General features: G+C 64.2%; 19 protein-coding genes. 17 read left to right on the forward strand and 2 right to left on the reverse strand.

The window, feature by feature from the left end; all coding sequences use genetic code 11:
• Positions 1-45 precede the first annotated feature (45 nt).
• A complete protein-coding gene (locus tag FIU81_RS01595) occupies positions 46-846 on the reverse strand; it encodes a hypothetical protein (protein ID WP_124111006.1) in 801 nt (266 codons plus the stop codon).
• A gap of 119 nt (positions 847-965) precedes the next feature.
• Between FIU81_RS01595 and FIU81_RS01600 the strand changes: the two genes are divergently transcribed.
• The 5 genes from FIU81_RS01600 to FIU81_RS01620 all read left to right on the forward strand — a co-directional run bounded on the left by FIU81_RS01600 (position 966) and on the right by FIU81_RS01620 (position 5,993).
• Positions 966-2,195, forward strand: coding sequence for an MFS transporter (locus tag FIU81_RS01600; protein WP_124111005.1), 1,230 nt, complete (start codon positions 966-968; stop codon positions 2,193-2,195).
• A gap of 55 nt (positions 2,196-2,250) precedes the next feature.
• Complete coding sequence (msrA, locus tag FIU81_RS01605) at positions 2,251-2,901, forward strand: peptide-methionine (S)-S-oxide reductase MsrA (RefSeq protein WP_124111004.1); 651 nt, start codon at positions 2,251-2,253, stop codon at positions 2,899-2,901.
• 115 nt (positions 2,902-3,016) lie between these two features.
• On the forward strand, positions 3,017-4,624 hold the full coding sequence (locus tag FIU81_RS01610) for a sodium:solute symporter (protein WP_124111003.1): 1,608 nt from the start codon (positions 3,017-3,019) through the stop codon (positions 4,622-4,624).
• Between the two features lie 54 nt (positions 4,625-4,678).
• Positions 4,679-5,545: a 50S ribosomal protein L11 methyltransferase gene (locus FIU81_RS01615; RefSeq protein ID WP_124111002.1), complete on the forward strand. Its 867-nt coding sequence runs from the start codon at positions 4,679-4,681 to the stop codon at positions 5,543-5,545.
• Positions 5,546-5,645: 100 nt separating this feature from the next.
• Complete coding sequence (locus FIU81_RS01620; RefSeq protein WP_124111001.1) at positions 5,646-5,993, forward strand: hypothetical protein; 348 nt, start codon at positions 5,646-5,648, stop codon at positions 5,991-5,993.
• A 4-nt stretch (positions 5,994-5,997) separates the two neighbouring features.
• Here the strand turns inward: FIU81_RS01620 and FIU81_RS01625 are convergent, their stop codons facing one another.
• The gene (locus FIU81_RS01625; protein WP_172971372.1) at positions 5,998-6,192 is read right to left on the reverse strand and encodes a DUF1127 domain-containing protein; all 195 of its coding nucleotides are present in this window, start codon (positions 6,190-6,192) and stop codon (positions 5,998-6,000) included.
• A 248-nt stretch (positions 6,193-6,440) separates the two neighbouring features.
• Between FIU81_RS01625 and ruvC the strand changes: the two genes are divergently transcribed.
• The 12 genes from ruvC (at position 6,441) to tilS (ending at position 16,242) form a co-directional block, all read left to right on the forward strand.
• Positions 6,441-6,935, forward strand: a complete 495-nt coding sequence (gene ruvC / locus FIU81_RS01630) for a crossover junction endodeoxyribonuclease RuvC (protein WP_124110999.1) — start codon at positions 6,441-6,443, stop codon at positions 6,933-6,935.
• Complete coding sequence (ruvA, locus tag FIU81_RS01635; RefSeq protein WP_124110998.1) at positions 6,932-7,594, forward strand: Holliday junction branch migration protein RuvA; 663 nt, start codon at positions 6,932-6,934, stop codon at positions 7,592-7,594. The genes ruvC and ruvA overlap by 4 nt, the downstream gene beginning before the upstream one ends.
• 4 nt (positions 7,595-7,598) lie before the next feature.
• The gene (ruvB, locus tag FIU81_RS01640; RefSeq protein WP_124110997.1) at positions 7,599-8,624 is read left to right on the forward strand and encodes a Holliday junction branch migration DNA helicase RuvB; all 1,026 of its coding nucleotides are present in this window, start codon (positions 7,599-7,601) and stop codon (positions 8,622-8,624) included.
• Positions 8,625-8,716: 92 nt separating this feature from the next.
• The gene (locus FIU81_RS01645) at positions 8,717-9,343 is read left to right on the forward strand and encodes a hypothetical protein (protein ID WP_124110996.1); all 627 of its coding nucleotides are present in this window, start codon (positions 8,717-8,719) and stop codon (positions 9,341-9,343) included.
• Positions 9,340-9,726 carry a tol-pal system-associated acyl-CoA thioesterase gene (ybgC, locus tag FIU81_RS01650; protein WP_124110995.1) on the forward strand — a complete coding sequence of 129 codons (387 nt, stop codon included), beginning with the start codon at positions 9,340-9,342 and terminating at the stop codon, positions 9,724-9,726. Before FIU81_RS01645 ends, ybgC begins: the two co-directional genes overlap by 4 nt.
• Positions 9,727-9,868: 142 nt before the next feature.
• Positions 9,869-10,564 carry a protein TolQ gene (gene tolQ, locus FIU81_RS01655; RefSeq protein ID WP_124110994.1) on the forward strand — a complete coding sequence of 232 codons (696 nt, stop codon included), beginning with the start codon at positions 9,869-9,871 and terminating at the stop codon, positions 10,562-10,564.
• A gap of 3 nt (positions 10,565-10,567) precedes the next feature.
• Complete coding sequence (tolR, locus tag FIU81_RS01660; RefSeq protein ID WP_124110993.1) at positions 10,568-11,038, forward strand: protein TolR; 471 nt, start codon at positions 10,568-10,570, stop codon at positions 11,036-11,038.
• 18 nt (positions 11,039-11,056) lie between these two features.
• Positions 11,057-12,259 carry a cell envelope biogenesis protein TolA gene (locus tag FIU81_RS01665; RefSeq protein ID WP_124110992.1) on the forward strand — a complete coding sequence of 401 codons (1,203 nt, stop codon included), beginning with the start codon at positions 11,057-11,059 and terminating at the stop codon, positions 12,257-12,259.
• A gap of 49 nt (positions 12,260-12,308) precedes the next feature.
• Positions 12,309-13,628 (forward strand): Tol-Pal system beta propeller repeat protein TolB, encoded by a 1,320-nt coding sequence (gene tolB / locus FIU81_RS01670; protein ID WP_124111160.1) that lies wholly within the window; start codon positions 12,309-12,311, stop codon positions 13,626-13,628.
• A gap of 61 nt (positions 13,629-13,689) precedes the next feature.
• A complete protein-coding gene (gene pal, locus FIU81_RS01675; protein ID WP_124110991.1) occupies positions 13,690-14,232 on the forward strand; it encodes a peptidoglycan-associated lipoprotein Pal in 543 nt (180 codons plus the stop codon).
• 7 nt (positions 14,233-14,239) lie between these two features.
• Entirely contained in the window at positions 14,240-15,046 is an 807-nt protein-coding gene (ybgF, locus tag FIU81_RS01680; protein ID WP_413816231.1) for a tol-pal system protein YbgF, read from the forward strand.
• On the forward strand, positions 15,043-16,242 hold the full coding sequence (tilS, locus tag FIU81_RS01685) for a tRNA lysidine(34) synthetase TilS (RefSeq protein ID WP_254695968.1): 1,200 nt from the start codon (positions 15,043-15,045) through the stop codon (positions 16,240-16,242). Before ybgF ends, tilS begins: the two co-directional genes overlap by 4 nt.
• Positions 16,243-16,271 lie beyond the last annotated feature (29 nt).

Here is a 16,271-nt window from a genome sequence, read left to right on the forward strand (position 1 = left end):
CCACGTCGGGACGTGGCGGGCCGGTCGCGGCACTATGAAAGCTGCTTAATTCGAGGACGAGGACTCGCTGTTGTCCGGCATGTTGTCCTCGACAGAGGTCGCGCCATCGTCTGACGTAGAGGTGCTGCCGGTGCCAGTCGCATCGTCGGACATCGTCCCTTCATCCTGCGACGCGGCCTCCTGCGGCTCGCCATCGGGACCGTAGTAAACGATCTCGACGCCTTCCTGCAGCGCTTCGCCCATCTCGTTCAACCGCTGTTGACGCAATTGCTGCTCGATCTGCGGACGCACGGCATCCAGAGGCGGCACTTCGGTTTGACTGTTCGAGGCGACTTCGTCGTAGGTGTCCTGTACCGCTTGGTCAGTCACGGCACCCTCAAGCTCGCGCTCGACATAAACTTGCACCATCGCGTCTTCTTCGGTGCGCTGGTTGTTCTCATCGAGCAGGGCTTCAACGTCCTCGTCGTCCGCCATGTTCTCATCCATGGCAGCCTGAAGGATCAGTTCACGCAAGATCAACTGCTCCATTGCCATCGGAATCAACATCTCGACCGGCTGGGATTGGCGAATTTGGGCAGGGAAGGCCGAAAGGGCAGCTTCCACGTCAGCGGCCGTGATCTCGGCGTCGCCGACGGTGGCGAGCAGTGGATCGGCCTGTTCTTCGCCGTCCGTGCCTGCGGCAACCGAACTACCGTCCTGACCTTCGGCGGTCGGCATCTCGGTGTCCGCGGATTGCGTCGTGTCGCTGTCACTACCGCTCGTGTGCTGCTCGGCCAGAACCGGCGCTGCAGCAATGGGGGCGGACAGCAGCAGGGCGATAAGGCTGGTTTTCGTGGTCTTAAGCATCGGTCACTCCAGTCACTATAAATACTTGACCGCCCAACGGACGCCCCGACGCATTGTTTCATTGAAATGCTGTGCGGTTTCGTCTCGCCAAGGTGGATCGGCGGGCGTAAGCCGATCCCATGCGCCTTGTGCCACTTGCCGAAGCCCGGGACCTGCCACGCTGGCAACGGCCCGAGACGCTGCTGTTCCTGATGGCCTTCGCGATGCCATTGGCCTTCGCCACATGGATGGCGCTGCTCAACAACTTCGTGATCGAAGTCGCCGGATTCACGGGGGTCGAAATCGGCTGGCTGCACACGGTGCGCGAGATTCCGGGCTTTCTGGCGATTGGCGTGATCCTGCTGATCCGGGTGATCCGAGAACAGGTTCTTGGCCTGTCGTCGCTTCTGCTTCTGGGCGTAGCGACAGCGGCCACCGCCTGGTTCCCGAGTTTTGGCGGTATCCTGTTGATGACGGCGCTTAGTTCGGTGGGATTCCATTATTACGAGACGGTGAACCAGTCGCTGCAGTTGCAATGGCTGGAAAAGAAGCGCGCGCCGCAGATGCTGGGGTGGATCGTGGCGGTGGGGTCGGGTGCGTCTTTGCTGTCCTATGGGCTGCTAGTGGTGACGTGGCGGGCGTTCGATCTGTCCTACGACTTCGTCTACGGCGTGGCGGGCGGGGCCTGCGCGCTGATCGCGGTGTTCTGCATGATCGCCTATCCACAATTCGAGTCCCCCGATCCGCAGCACAAGACCTTCATCCTGCGCCGCCGCTACTGGCTGTATTACGCGCTGCAATTCATGTCGGGTGCGCGGCGGCAGATCTTCGTGGTCTTCGCCGCCTTCATGATGGTCGAACGCTTCGGTTTCGAAGTGCATGAGGTTACGGCACTGCTGCTGATCAACTACGTCGCCAACATGATCATCGCGCCGCTGTTGGGCCGCGCTGTGGGCCACTTTGGCGAGCGCATGGCTCTGGTGTTCGAGTATACTGGGCTGGTGCTGGTGTTCTTGGCCTATGGCGGCGTCTACTACTTCGGATGGGGCGTCGTTCTGGCAGCGGGGCTGTATGTGGTCGATCACATGCTGTTCGGGCTGGCACTGGCGCTGAAGACCTATTTTCAGAAGATTGCCGACCCGCGCGACATCGCTCCCACTGCCGCCGTCGCCTTCACCATCAACCACATCGCCGCCGTGTTCCTGCCAGCTTCGCTTGGATACCTGTGGGTCGTGGCGCCGGGTGGCGTCTTCGTGCTGGCCGCCGGGATGGCGATGACCTCGCTGTTGCTGGCCCTGCTGATCCCCCGCCATCCCGCGCCGGGCCATGAGACGCGGTTCGGGCCGTTGCTGGCGGCGCCGGCAGAGTAGCAAGGCCGCGGCAGGCTTCCTATATCGAGTGCAACACCGATACGGAGGCAACCCGATGTTCAATATTCTGCGCAAATCCACAGAGATCCCGACCGCCGAAGCTGCCCTTAAGGGACGCGACACGCCAATCCCGACGGCCAAGCAACACTACGTGCTGGATGTGCCCCTGAAAGACGTTCCCGCGGGCCACGAGCAGGCCATGTTTGGCATGGGCTGTTTCTGGGGGGTCGAGCGAATGTTCTGGAAGCTGGACGGCGTGCACACCACCGCCGTGGGCTACGCGGGCGGTCATACGCCGAATGCCACCTATGAAGAGGTGTGTTCCGGCAAGACCGGCCATAACGAGGTCGTGCATGTGGTCTACGATCCCAAGCGCATCAGCTACGAGGATCTGTTGAAAGTCTTCTGGGAAGGCCATGATCCTACGCAGGGAATGCGTCAGGGCAATGATCGCGGCACGCAATACCGCTCTGGCATTTACGTCTACGACGACGCGCAGCGCCGCGCCGCCGAAGCAACGCGCGAGGCCATGCAGCCGAAGTTTCGCGATGCGGGATACGGCCAGATCACGACGGAAATCGTCGATGCGCCGACGTTCTACTACGCTGAAGAGTACCACCAGCAGTACCTTGCCAAGAACCCCAACGGCTATTGCGGCATCGGTGGGACCGGCGTGACCTGTCCGATCGGTGTCGCCGTCGCCTGAGGTTACTTGAAAGACGCATGCAGGCGCAGCGAAGGTTTGCTGCGCTTGCACCCATGACAGACGCGGAATCGCGCCTAGTCTCCTTCAGGTAGCATTGCCGTGAGGGAAGAACCGCGTGGACCGTATTCAGGAACAGATAACGACGCTCGATCTAAGCGTGATCGCGGCTTACTTCGGCCTTATAATCCTGATCGGCATCTATGTGTCTCGTCGCACCAAGACGGGCGATGATCTGTTCCTTGCAGGTCGGACGCTGGGGTGGGGCGCCATCGGCTTCTCGCTCTTCGCGTCGAATATCTCCAGTTCCACGCTGATCGGCCTGACCGGATCGGCCTACACGACCGGCATCGCGCCCTCGGCCTATGAATGGCTGGCAGGCGTGCCTCTGCTGATCATGGCGTTCATCTTCGCGCCGATCTTCCTGAAGTCGAAGATCACGACGACCCCCGAATACCTGGACAAGCGCTACAGCCGCCGGGTGCGGCTGTATTTCTCTGGCCTGACGATCTTCTTCACCATCGTCGTGGACTGCGCGGGCGGCCTTTATGCGGGTGGTTTGGTGCTGAACACCTTCTTCCCCGGTTTGCAGCTGTGGCAGAGCGCCGTGGCAATCGGGTTGTTCGCCGGACTCTACACCGCTGCCGGGGGCCTGAAGGCGGTGGTCTTCACCGACGTGCTGCAGGCCGTCGTGCTGATCGGCGGCTCGGCAATCCTGGCCTACGTGATGTTCGCCGAACTCGACTTCTCTTTCCAGGCGATCCGCGATGCGGTTGAGAACGAGAACCACCTTTCCATGGTCCTGCCTTTGGAAAACGAAACTCTGCCGTGGCCCGGCCTGTTCTTCGGCGTGGCGCTGCTTGGGTTTTGGTACTGGGTGACGAACCAGTACATCGTACAGCGCGTGCTGGGCGCGAAGTCGCTGCCCGACGCCCAATGGGGCGCAATCCTTGGCGGTATGCTGAAAATCCTACCGCTGTTCATTATGGTCTTCCCCGGCGCCATGGCCGCGGCACTGTTGCCGGACATCGAGCAGGCGGACCGTGTGTTCCCGATCATGATCACCGAACTGCTGCCTGCTGGCCTGACCGGCCTTGTGCTGGCGGGCCTGATCGCGGCGATCATGTCGAGCGTCGATTCGACGTTGAACTCATCTTCCACGTTGGTGGTGACGGACTTCATCACCAAGCCCGAGAAGGAGTTGGACCCAGATACCCAGCGCAGCTACGGAACCGTCGCCACGCTGGTCTTCATGGTACTGGCCATCGCCTGGGCACCGCTGATCCAATTCGCAGGCGGCCTGTGGGACTACCTGCAGCAGATGTTCTCTGTCCTCGTGCCGCCCTTGGTCGTGCTGTTCATGATGGGTGCGCTGTCGCGCTTCGGCACGGAAAAGGCGGGTTTCTGGACGCTGATCTTCGGGCATTCGATCGGCGCGATCCTGTTCTGCCTTGGAAATGCCGGGGTCATGGGGCTGTTCGGGATGGACCCGGTCTGGCCCATCCACTTCACGATCAACGTCGCCATCATGACCGTGGCGTCGCTGGTCTTCTACCTACTCGTCAGCGCTGTCACCGAAGGGCGAGATCTGGATGACGAAGTGATCTGGAACCGGGAGAAATCGTTGGAGGACGCCGCGTGGGGCCGCGCGTGGTATGCCGACATCCGGTATCAGGGCGTCGTGCTGGCGGGTTCGATGCTGGCGATCCTGATCCTCTTCTGGTGATCCTTGCGGGGCGCGGCGTTCCGTGACAAGCCGCACTGAGCCCGGAGAGATGCCATGCCCACCTACACCGCCCTGACCCTGCTGCCCGATGAGACCCGCGCCAAGGCGCTGGGCGACGCGATGGAACGGATGGAGCCGGAGCCTACCGGCATCGGCGTCTTCGAAATGGAGGACGACAGCGGGCTCTGGGAAGTCGGCGGCTACTTTACTGAAACGCCCGACGCCGCAGAGCTGGCCGTGCTGGCCGCTGCCTTCGACGCGCGGCCTTTTACCGTCAGCGAACTGCCAGAGATCGACTGGGTCGCGAAGGTGCGGCGCGAACTCGCCCCGGTCGAGGCGGGGCGCTTCTTCCTGTACGGCAGCCACGACTCCGACAAGCTACCGGCGGACGCGGTACCGTTGCTGGTGGATGCCGCGATGGCGTTCGGCACCGGCCACCACGGAACGACGAAAGGATGCCTGGTCGCATTTGACCGTCTGCTTGGGCAGGGCATGGATTTCGCGCGCGTCGCTGATATCGGTTGCGGCACCGCCGTTCTGGCCATGGCCGCCGCAAAAGAGACTGCCGCCACGCCCATCGCATCGGATATCGATTCGGTCGCGGTGGAAGTAGCGGAGGCGAATGTGGCGCTGAATGGGCTGGAGGGTCGGGTGGAGTGTCTGGAGGCCGTCGGCTTCGACCATCCGCGCATTGCAGCGGTTGGCCCCTACGATCTGATCTTCGCCAACATTCTGAAAGGCCCGCTTATCGCGCTTGCTCCTGATATGGCGGCGCATGCGGCCCCCGACTCAGTCGCCATTCTGTCCGGTCTTCTGAATCCGCAGGCAGACGAGGTCTCCGCAGTTTATGCCCGTAACGGCTACAATGAGATGGCGCGCGATGTGATTGGCGACTGGACCACGCTCACTTTACGCCGATAACGCCCAATTTCCGCCATTTTCTTGCCCTTCGATCGCCGATCTCGGATTGTCGCCGCATGTCCCGCCGTCCTCTGACGTTGGGACGGAAGGAGATGAAGCAATGGTCCATCCACCGGAAGCATCACGTCATATCGCTCAGAACCCGGCCTTCGCGCAAAAGGCGCGTCGGGTCGCCAATCGTCACGGTGCGGAACAGGAAAACCGACGTTTCGCGCTACCGCGTATTGGTTTGCAGGGTATCGTAAGGACGGTGCTGGCACTCTGGTGCATCAAGATCGCTGTCGTCACGGCGCAGGGTCCGACCGCCCAGACAGAAATGGTGGCACGGCTGGAGAATATATCGCCGGTCGCCGCGACGCTGGCCGCACCGGATCCGTTGACCCGGAACGCCCTTGCGCTTCGCTACAAGTTTTCTGACTGGAAGCGCGATCTGGAGCGGATCTTCTAGACGCTCAGAGGTGCTCTGCCTGATACCGCTCCAGCCCCAGATCGCGCAACTCGCGGTCCGACAGGCGCAGAGCGCTGCGGCGGGGCAGACGAATGGCAGACAGGCGGTCGCCGACATTCAGGATCAAGTCGGCAATGCGCGTCGCCAGAACGGTGCTTGTCGGCGTAGCGGTCGAACGGTGGGTGTCATAAAGGGCCACGGGACGCATCCTTCGTGCTGGCGTTTCACTTGAAGGCCCCGTGCAGCATCATTCGGCGTCGTTCAAGCCCCAAGCTGCTGAAAAATTTTATATATTCTGAAGTGCAGGGTGTCGTTTTCAGACCGATTGACGTCGAAAACGGTCCGTGTGTCGCGGGTGGAGCCGAACGATGTCGCAAAGCGACATCTTGGCGAATGTTCGCCTTTCGTGCTAGCGTGCGAAAAAACAACAATCACGGGGCAGTCGGCATGCGTGTTATCGGGATCGATCCGGGGCTTCGATGCCTTGGATGGGGTGTCATCGAATCGGAAGGCTCGCGTTTGCGCCACATCGCGAACGGCACGTGCAAAAGCGGCACCGGCGATCTGGCGGTGCGGTTGTTGTCCCTGCATGGGCAACTGACGGATGTCTTGCAGCGGTATGCACCTGACGCTGCGGCCATTGAGCAGACCTTCGTGAACCCCGACGGGGCCGGCACGCTCAAGCTGGGGCAGGCCAGAGGTGTCGCCTTGCTGACTTTGGCGCAGGCGGGGTTGGAGATCGGCGAGTATTACCCCAATGCGGTGAAGAAGGCGGTCGTCGGCGTGGGCCACGCTGCCAAGGCGCAGATCGACCACATGGTCCGGCTGCAATTGCCCGGAGCTGTGCCGGAAGGCCCCGACGCCGCCGATGCGCTGGCCATTGCCTTGTGCCATGCCGCGCATCTGGGCACGGCGCGCAGCATCGCGCGGAACCTCGCATGATCGGGCGTCTGTCGGGCCGCGTCGGCTATCTGGCCGACGACCACGTTCTGATCGACGTTGGGGGTGTCGGTTACGTGGTGCATGTCTCTGACCGAACGCGCGCGGCGATGCCGGGGCCGGGCGAAGCAGTGCAGCTGTTCACCGACCTGCTGGTGCGCGAGGATCTGATGCAGCTGTTCGGCTTCCAGACGCTGGCCGAGAAGGAGTGGCACCGCCTGTTGATGAGCGTGCAGGGCATCGGAGCCAAAGCCTCTATGGCGATCCTTGGCGCACTGGGGCCGGACGGGGTGGGCCGCGCGATTGCCTTGGGCGACGCGGCGGCGGTGCGGCAGGCCCCCGGCGTCGGCCCCAAGATCGCGACACGGCTGGTGAACGAATTGAAGGACAAGGCCCCAACGATCATGGCGCTGGGCGTGCAAAGCGCGCCGATGGCTGATCCCGGCCCGTTGGCTACTTCGGACATCGCACCTGCGTCAGTCGCCCCCGCATCCACCGCGCCGGTGGCGTCCGCGCAGTCAGAGGCGATGTCGGCCCTGTCGAACCTGGGCTACGCGCCGTCCGAAGCCGCTCGCGCAGTGGCCGAAGCTGCGGGGCAATCCGAAGGAGCCGATACGGCTACCCTGATCCGTGCAGCACTGAAGCTGCTGGCCCCGGCGTGATCCGATGACCGACCCTGATCCCACCCTACGGGCTGAACCGCTGCCCGAAGACGACGGCCCCGCCCTGCGCCCGCAGACGCTGGATGCGTTCACCGGCCAGGCTGAGGCGCGGGCGAACCTCAAGGTGTTCATCGAAAGTGCGAAGCTGCGCGGCAAGGCGATGGACCACGCGCTGTTCCACGGCCCGCCCGGCTTGGGAAAGACGACCCTTGCGCAGATCATGGCGCGGGAGTTGGGGGTGAACTTCCGCATGACCTCTGGCCCCGTCTTGGCCAAGGCGGGCGATCTGGCGGCGATCCTGACGAACCTGGAAGCCCGCGATGTGCTGTTCATCGACGAAATCCATCGCCTGAACCCAGTGGTCGAAGAAGTGCTGTATCCCGCGCTGGAGGATTTCGAGCTGGACCTCGTGATCGGCGAGGGGCCTGCCGCGCGCACCGTGCGGATCGAATTGCAGCCCTTCACGCTTGTGGGCGCGACGACGCGGCTGGGCCTTCTGACGACACCCCTGCGCGACCGCTTCGGCATCCCGGTGCGCCTACAGTTCTACACGGTGGATGAGCTGAAGCAGATCGTCGCGCGCGGGGCGCGGCTGATGGGCGTGGACGCGGAAGAGGGCGGCACACGCGAGATTGCGGCGCGGGCACGCGGTACGCCTCGGATAGCCGGGCGACTGTTGCGGCGCGTGGTGGATTTCGCGCTGGTCGAGGGCGACGGGCGTCTGACGAAGGAGATCGCCGATAGCGCTCTGACGCGTCTGGGCGTGGACCGGCTGGGATTGGATGGCGCGGACCGACGCTATCTATCGCTGATCGCCGAGCACTATCAGGGCGGTCCCGTGGGGATCGAAACGCTCTGTGCGGCGCTGTCTGAGTCGCGGGACGCGCTGGAAGACGTGATTGAGCCTTACCTTCTGCAAAAGGGCCTGATCCAGCGGACGCCGCGCGGGCGGATGCTTGCGCAAGGAGCCTGGACGCATCTTGGCATGGCCGCGCCGAAGCCTGACGGCGGGGATCTGTTCGGCGGTTGAGGGGCTCTGCCCCGCGGCTGCGCCGCCCCCGAGGTATTTCGGGAACGATGAAGGGGTGGAATTGGCGCACTTGGTCAGGTTAATCCGATGTCATGGATGTGACCGAGATCGAACCACTCTTCACTCGCACCAGTGGCGAATATGTCTTCGCCCGCTGGGGCCGCGCCATCGCGCCCGTTGTCTTCGGCGTGGACGACGCGACGCTTGGTATCGTGAAGGGCGCGATAGAGGCGGTGTGCCAGTTGGCCGGTCACGACATGGGCGACATGGACGGCGAGTTGGGCGTCAACTTCATGGTCTTCTTCCTGCGCGAATGGGACGAATTGCGCCATGTGCCGGACCTCGACCGTCTGATCGAAGGGCTGACCCCGTTGCTGGAGCGGCTGGAGGCGGTGGAGGCCAACCAATACCGCGTGTTCCGCTTCGACGAGGCAGGTGCGATCAAGGCGGCGTTCATCTTCGTGCGAATGGACGCAGAGATGTCGAAGGTGCCCGCCGAAACCGTGGCGCTCTCTCAGGTCGTGCAGACGATCCTGCTGTGGTCCGACACTGCCTTCACCGACCGCTCGGCACTGGCCCAGACGCCGGACGGCACCGTCGTTCTGCGCCCGGATATCGGCGCGCTGATCCGCGCGGCCTATGATCCCGTGATGCCGGTTGCGGCGAATGACCCTGCGCACGCATTGCGGCTGGCGGCGCGTGTGGGGCAGGCACAGTGAGCCACATCTTCCCCGTGACCGTCAATTACGAGGATACCGATATGGGCGGGATCGTCTATCACGCGAATTACCTGAAATTCATCGAACGGGCGCGGTCGGCCTGGGTGCGGGGGCTTGGTGTGGACCAGAACGCGCTACGCGACAGGGGGACGGTCTTTGCGGTCAGGCGCATCGTTGCCGACTTCATCGCGCCCGCTCGGCTGGATGATGCGCTGGAGGTGACGACCGAGGTGCAAACCTGCACCGGCGTCCGCATCGTTTTGGATCAGACCGTGCGGCACGGCGAAACGGTGCTCTTCCGGGCCGAGGTGGAGATGGTCGCCATCGACCACACTACCGGCGCGGTGCAGCGTTTGCCGAGGGCCTTGCGCGCCGCGATCTAGGCGAAACCCCGCCGAATTGCGCTCAGACCGCGGTGACCTCACCCATTCGTGCGCTTTATGTGGCTTTTGTGCGCACCTTGCGGTAGGTAAGGGCCAACGAGGTCGGAAATCGGCCCGCGACGGCAGTAAAAGAGCAGATACCATGGAAACTGAAACTCTCGCGGCAGCGGCTGAGATGGATTTCTCGATGCTGGCGCTGTTCGCGCGCGCCTCACTGACGGTCAAGCTGGTGATGCTGATCCTCATCGCGGCATCGGTCTGGTCTTGGGCCATCATCATTCGCAAGCACATCACCTTCCGTAACGCGCGGTCAGAGGCGGCGCAGTTCGATGCGGCCTTCTGGTCGGGCGAGCCGCTGGACGACCTGTATCGCAAGATGGGACCAGAGCCGGATGGCCGGGCCGCCAGCGTCTTCGCCGCCGGAATGACCGAATGGCAGCGCAGCCATCGTGACGATGGCGCGATGATTCCGGGCGCACAGTCCCGGATCGAGCGTAGCATGGACGTGGCGATCAATCGCGAGGCCGACGATCTGGAAAAAGGTCTGCCGATCCTGGCCACCATCGGGTCCACCGCGCCTTTCATCGGCCTGTTCGGCACGGTCTGGGGCATCATGGTCGCCTTCATCGACATTGCCGAAAGCCAATCCACGAACTTGGCCGTCGTGGCACCGGGCATTGCAGAGGCGCTGTTGGCCACCGGTCTGGGCCTGCTGGCCGCTATTCCCGCCGTCATCTTCTACAACAAGCTGACCGCCGATCAGGGACGGATCGTGGGCGGCTACGAGTCGTTCTCGGACGAGTTCTCGACCATCCTGTCGCGCCAGTTGGACGCTTAAGCCATGGGTGCGGGTGTCATCGGTAAGCAGGGCGGCGGACGCAGGCGTGGACGTCGCGGTCGCGTCCGGCCCATGTCGGAAATCAACGTCACGCCGTTCGTGGATGTGATGCTGGTGCTGCTCATCATCTTCATGGTCTCTGCGCCGATGCTGACGGTGGGCGTTCCGATCGAACTGCCCGAAACCTCGGCAGAGGCTCTGCCGACCGAGCAGGAAGCGCCCCTGTCGATCACGCTGACCGCCGATGGGCAGGTGTTGCTGATGGATAACGAGACCGAAAGCGACGATCTGATCGCGCAGCTGCGCGCCATCGCCGCCGAACGCGAAAGCCGCAAGGTCTTCCTGCGCGCGGACGGCACGATCCCCTATGCCCGCGTGGCAGAGGTGATGGGCGCGCTGAACTCGGGCGGCTTCAACGAGATCGGTCTTGTGACCGATGCGGGCGGTCCGCGTCTTGATGGAACCGACAGGTAGGGATGTGGCCTCGGGCGCATGGATACGCCGCTCATCATATCCGGGATCGCGCATGTCGCGCTTCTTTTGTTCCTGCTGTTCGGCGGGTTGTTCCGCACGTCTGAACCCCCGCCCGTCGAGACCACGCAGGTCACGGTGATGAGCGAGGAAGAGTTCGCGGCGCTGACGCGACCCGAGACCGGAGAGGTCACGCCGCCGCCGATGATCGAAAGCGAGACGCCGTCCGCTGCCGTTGATCCGGATGCGCCGGAGGACATGGAGCCTGCCGAAGAGCCGCGCGTGGTGGAGCCAGAGCCCGTGCCGGAGCCTACCCCTGCGCCCGAACCTGAACCTGTGACTGAGCCGACCCTTGAACCGGAACCCGCCCCGTTGCCGGAACCGCAGCCTGAGCCGGAGCCCGAACCCGAGCCGACGCCGACCGAAGAGCTTCAACCCCTGCCAGCGCCCGTTCCGGAACCGCCAAGTGAAACGCCAGCGCCGCGGCCAGCGCCGCGCGTGGCACCCGAAGCGACACCGGAGCCGCCTGTAGAGGCAGAGCCTGCCGAGGCACCGGAACCCGCCGTCGAGCCAGAGCCTTTGCCCGAGCCGGAACCCGAGGTCGTGGAAGACGCGCCCGCCGCGCCGGAAGAGGCGACGACCGAGATCGTGACAGAGGCAGAGACGCCTGCGTCCGCGCCTGAAACGTCATCTCGTCCGCGCAGCCGTCCCGAACGGCTTGCGCAGGCGGAGCCAGAGCCAACGCCCGAGCCGACCCCAGAGCCAACGCCCGCGCCGCAAACCGAAGGCACCACCAGTGCTGCGTCGTCGGACAATGTGCAGGATGCGGTGAACGACACCATCGCCGGGTTGCAGGAGTTGGTCGAGCAGGGCGCCATTCAAGGTGCGCCCGCCGGACCGCCGCTGACGCAGGGCGAGACGGAAGCGTTTCGTCTGCAGGTGCGCCGGTGCTGGAACGTCGATGTCGGGTCGGAAGCGGCCAGTGTCGTCGTGGCGATCCGCTTCAACATGACGCCTGACAACCGGGTGGACGCGGGTTCGATCACGCAGATTTCGGCGCAGGGCGGATCGGATGCCGCGCAGCGTGCGGCGTTCGAATCGGGACGACGTGCCATCCTGCGTTGTCAGGATCAGGACGGCGGCTACCAGCTGCCGGTCGAGAAATACGCCCAGTGGCAGCAGGTTGTCGTCACGTTCAATCCCGCTGAGATGCGGATCAGGTAAGGAACAGCCCATGACACCGGGGATCGAATTGAAAACGAAGGGACTTGGGATGCGCATCACGCAACTTCTGGCAGCGATCTGTCTGGCGGCCATGCCGCTTTCGGCAGCGGCGCAAGACGGCCCCCTGCGGATCGAGATCACCGAGGGCGTGATCGAGCCGGTGCCCTTCGCGCTGCCGACGCTGATAGCCGAATCCCCTGCCGCGCAAGATTGGGCGGGCCGGATCACTCAGGTCATCGCAGACGATCTGACGGGTACGGGCCTTTTCCGCCGTATCGGACAAGAGGCGTTCGTGGCGCAGGTCACCGAGTTCACGCCCTCGGTCAACTACGCCAACTGGAAGGCGATCAATGCACAGGCGCTGATCACCGGAGCAGTCTCGGCGGATGGCGCGGGCAACCTGACCGTCAAGTTCCGCCTCTTCGACGTGTTCTCCGACGCGCCGCTGGGCGAGGGGCTGCAATTGCAAGGCACCGAACAAAGCTGGCGGCGGCTGGCGCACAAAGTTGCGGACGCCGTTTACTCCCGTGTCACGGGAGAGAGCGGCTATTTCGACAGTCGCGTCGTTTTCGTGTCCGAGCAGGGGCCGAAGAACGACCGGCAGAAGCGCTTGGCCGTCATGGATTACGACGGAGCGAACGTTCAGTACCTGACGGACTCGTCGTCACTGGTACTGGCGCCGCGCTTCTCGCCGAACGGTGGTCGGGTGCTGTACACCAGCTACGCCAGCGGCTTCCCGCAGATCTACCAGATGGATGTGTCGTCGGTCAGCCAGGTGCCGCTGCAGGTGCCAGCCGAGTCGATGACCTTCGCGCCGCGCTATGCGCCCGATGGCAACTCGGTGGTCTTTTCTGCCGCGATCAACGGCAACACCGACATCTACCGCGTCCAGCCGGGCGGTGCGCCGCAGCAGCTGACCAACGCGCCGTCGATCGAGACCGCGCCAAGCTACAGCCCCGACGGCAGCCAGATCGTATTTGAGAGTGACCGTTCCGGCACGCCGCAGCTATACGTGATGCCTGCCGGTGGCGGAGAGCCGCGCCGCATCAGTTTCGGCGCAGGCCGCTACGGCACGCCGGTCTGGTCCCCGCGCGGCGACTTGATCGCCTTCACCAAGCAGAACGCGGGCCGCTTCCACATCGGCGTGATGCGCACGGATGGCAGCGAAGAACGGCTGCTTACGGCATCCTTCCTGGACGAAGGCCCCACGTGGGCACCGAACGGGCGCGTCATCATGTTCACCCGCGAAAGCGCGGGGGCCAGTGGTGAGCCTGCGTTGTATTCGGTCGACGTATCGGGCCGGAACCTGAAGCGTATTCCAACACCGCAAGCGGCGTCCGACCCGGCGTGGTCGCCGCTCTTGCCATAGTGATTCACTCCGGTCCGGCATGATGCTAGACAGGGCCAACAGATTTAAGGAGAGCGCCAAGATGCGTATCGCAACGAAGACTTTGATGGTGCTGGGCGTGCTCGCTCTTGGTGCCTGTTCCAACCCCGACCGCTTCGGCGCGGGCGGGCCGATGGACGCCATGGGCAATGGCGCTGGCATGAATGGTGGTCTGGGCACGACCGCAGGCGTCACGCAAGGCGCGCTCGATCCATCCTCTCCGGCGTATTTCAGCGAAACGGTCGGTGACCGCGTGCTGTTCGCGGTGGATCAGTCCACGCTGAACGATGCCGGGCGTCAGGCGCTGTCGGCGCAAGCGCAGTGGCTGAATTCCAACCCCAGCTATACCGCCATCGTCGAGGGTCACGCCGATGAGCAGGGCACGCGGGAATATAACCTGGCGCTCGGCGCGCGTCGTGCGGCATCGGCCCGTGACTTCCTTGTCAGCCAAGGCGTGTCCGCTGCGCGTCTGCGCACCGTCACCTACGGCAAGGAGCGCCCGATCGAGGTGTGCTCGACCGAGGCCTGCTATGCCCAGAACCGCCGGGCCGTGACCGTGATCGCCGCCGGCGCGGCGACGAGCTGATCCCATGATCCGACGCGCATTCCTGATCGCGGCGCTTCTGTGCCCCGGCGTTGCCGGGGCGCAGGATGCCCAGACCCTTGCCGACATCACGCAAGAGATCGCGGTTCTCAACACCGAGCTGCAGAACCTGCAACGCGAGCTGTCCACCACGGGTGGCCCATCCGTGAACATCCAAGGCACCGGCGCGCTGGAGCGGATCGACGCCATGGAGGCAGAGTTGCGCCGCCTGACAGGCGCGACCGAAGAGCTGCAAAACCGCATCAACAGCGTCGTCTCCGACGGCACCAACCGGCTGGGCGACCTTCGCTTCCGGGTGTGCGAGATCGAGCCGGGCTGCGACTTCGGCGATCTGGGCGAGACGCCGCCGCTGGGCGGGACAGCCACGCCGCCGCCCGCCCGACCCGCGCCGGTCACGGACGGCGCGTCGATGGCGATTGGGGAACAGGAAGACTTCGACCGGGCGAAGGAGGCCCTCGACTCCGGTAGCTTTCGCAGCGCCGCTGACCTCTTTGACACCTTTACCACGACCTACACGGGCGGACCGCTGACGGGGGAAGCGCATTTCCTGCGCGGTCAGGCGTTGGCGGAATTGGGCGAAGACGCAGGTGCCGCACGTGCCTACTTGAACGCCTTTTCCGGCCAACCCGAAGGACCGCGCGCCGCCGATGCGTTGCTGCAACTGGGCCTGACGCTGGATACGCTGGGCCAGACTGCCGATGCCTGCGCCACGCTAGGCGAGGTTCCGGGACGCTTCCCCGGCACGTCCCAAGCGCTAGAGGCGCAGACCGCGCGGACGACCCTGTCCTGCCAGTGACCGAGACGGCGCTACTCGACGCGATGCGCACCGCTCTGCACGACGCCCGGCCCCAGCGGCTGGGCGTTGCCGTGTCTGGGGGCGGGGACAGCATGGCGGCGCTCGATCTGGCGCACCGCGTCGTCGGCAACGTGCAGGCGGTGACGGTCGATCACGGATTGCGGCCCGAAGCGGCGGCGGAGGCTGCGGGGGTCGGGGCCTTCTGCGCGGAACGCGGGATCGCGCACCAGACGCTGCGCTGGGGCTGGGACTGGGTCGGTAATGTCTCTGCGCGCGCGCGTGATGCCCGGTTCTCAATGATCGGGGAGTGGGCCGTACGGCAAGGAGTCGATTCGGTGATCCTTGGCCACACGCAGGACGATCTGGCCGAGACATTCCTGATGCGCCTGTCTCGCGGGTCTGGGGTCGACGGTCTATCCGCAATGGACGCCCAGTTTCGGCGCGACGGCGTGACATGGCTGCGCCCGCTTTTGGGCATATCACGAGAGTCGTGCCGCGATTACCTTCGCGCGCAGGGGATCGGCTGGGTCGATGACCCAACCAATGAAGATGCCACATACCTGCGCGCCCGCACCCGCGCTGCCTTGTCTGATCTGGGAATCAACGCGACGACGCTGGCCGACACCGCTCATCGGCTGGCAGAGGTCCGTCAGGCGCTCAACTGGCAATTGCGAGCATTTGTCCGCGAAAATGTAAGGCAGGATCGCGGAGATTTGCTGATCTCCGGATACCGAGATTTGCCGACCGAGATCACCCGCCGCCTCTTCTCCTACGCCCTGCGCTGGGTCGGGGGCGGGCATTACACCCCGCGCCATGACCACATCCTGCGCGCTACGGAGGCAACCAGTAAACGCACCCTGTCCGGTTGCGTTTTGCTACCCGAGCAAGACGGCTTGCGGATCGCCCGCGAATTGCAACGCGTGCACGAAACTGCTGTTTCAGCGACAGAAATCTGGGACGGACGCTGGCACCTGTCCGGGCCTGACGCAGCGCATCTGACCATTCGCGCCTTGGGCGACGCGATCACGCAGACACCGTGGCGGGAAACGGGCCTACCGCTTGTCTCTCTCATCGCCTCTCCCGCAATCTGGGACGGCGACTCTCTGATCGCGGCACCGATTGCCGGCCTACCGAACGGTTGGACAGCGACCGCAGACGCACGCGGCAATTTCGCCGACTTCTGCGGGAGTGATTGAACTGCCCTGCCCAATGGTTATCTATGGCT

The organism is Palleronia sp. THAF1, assembly GCF_009363795.1.
GTDB lineage: Bacteria > Pseudomonadota > Alphaproteobacteria > Rhodobacterales > Rhodobacteraceae > Palleronia.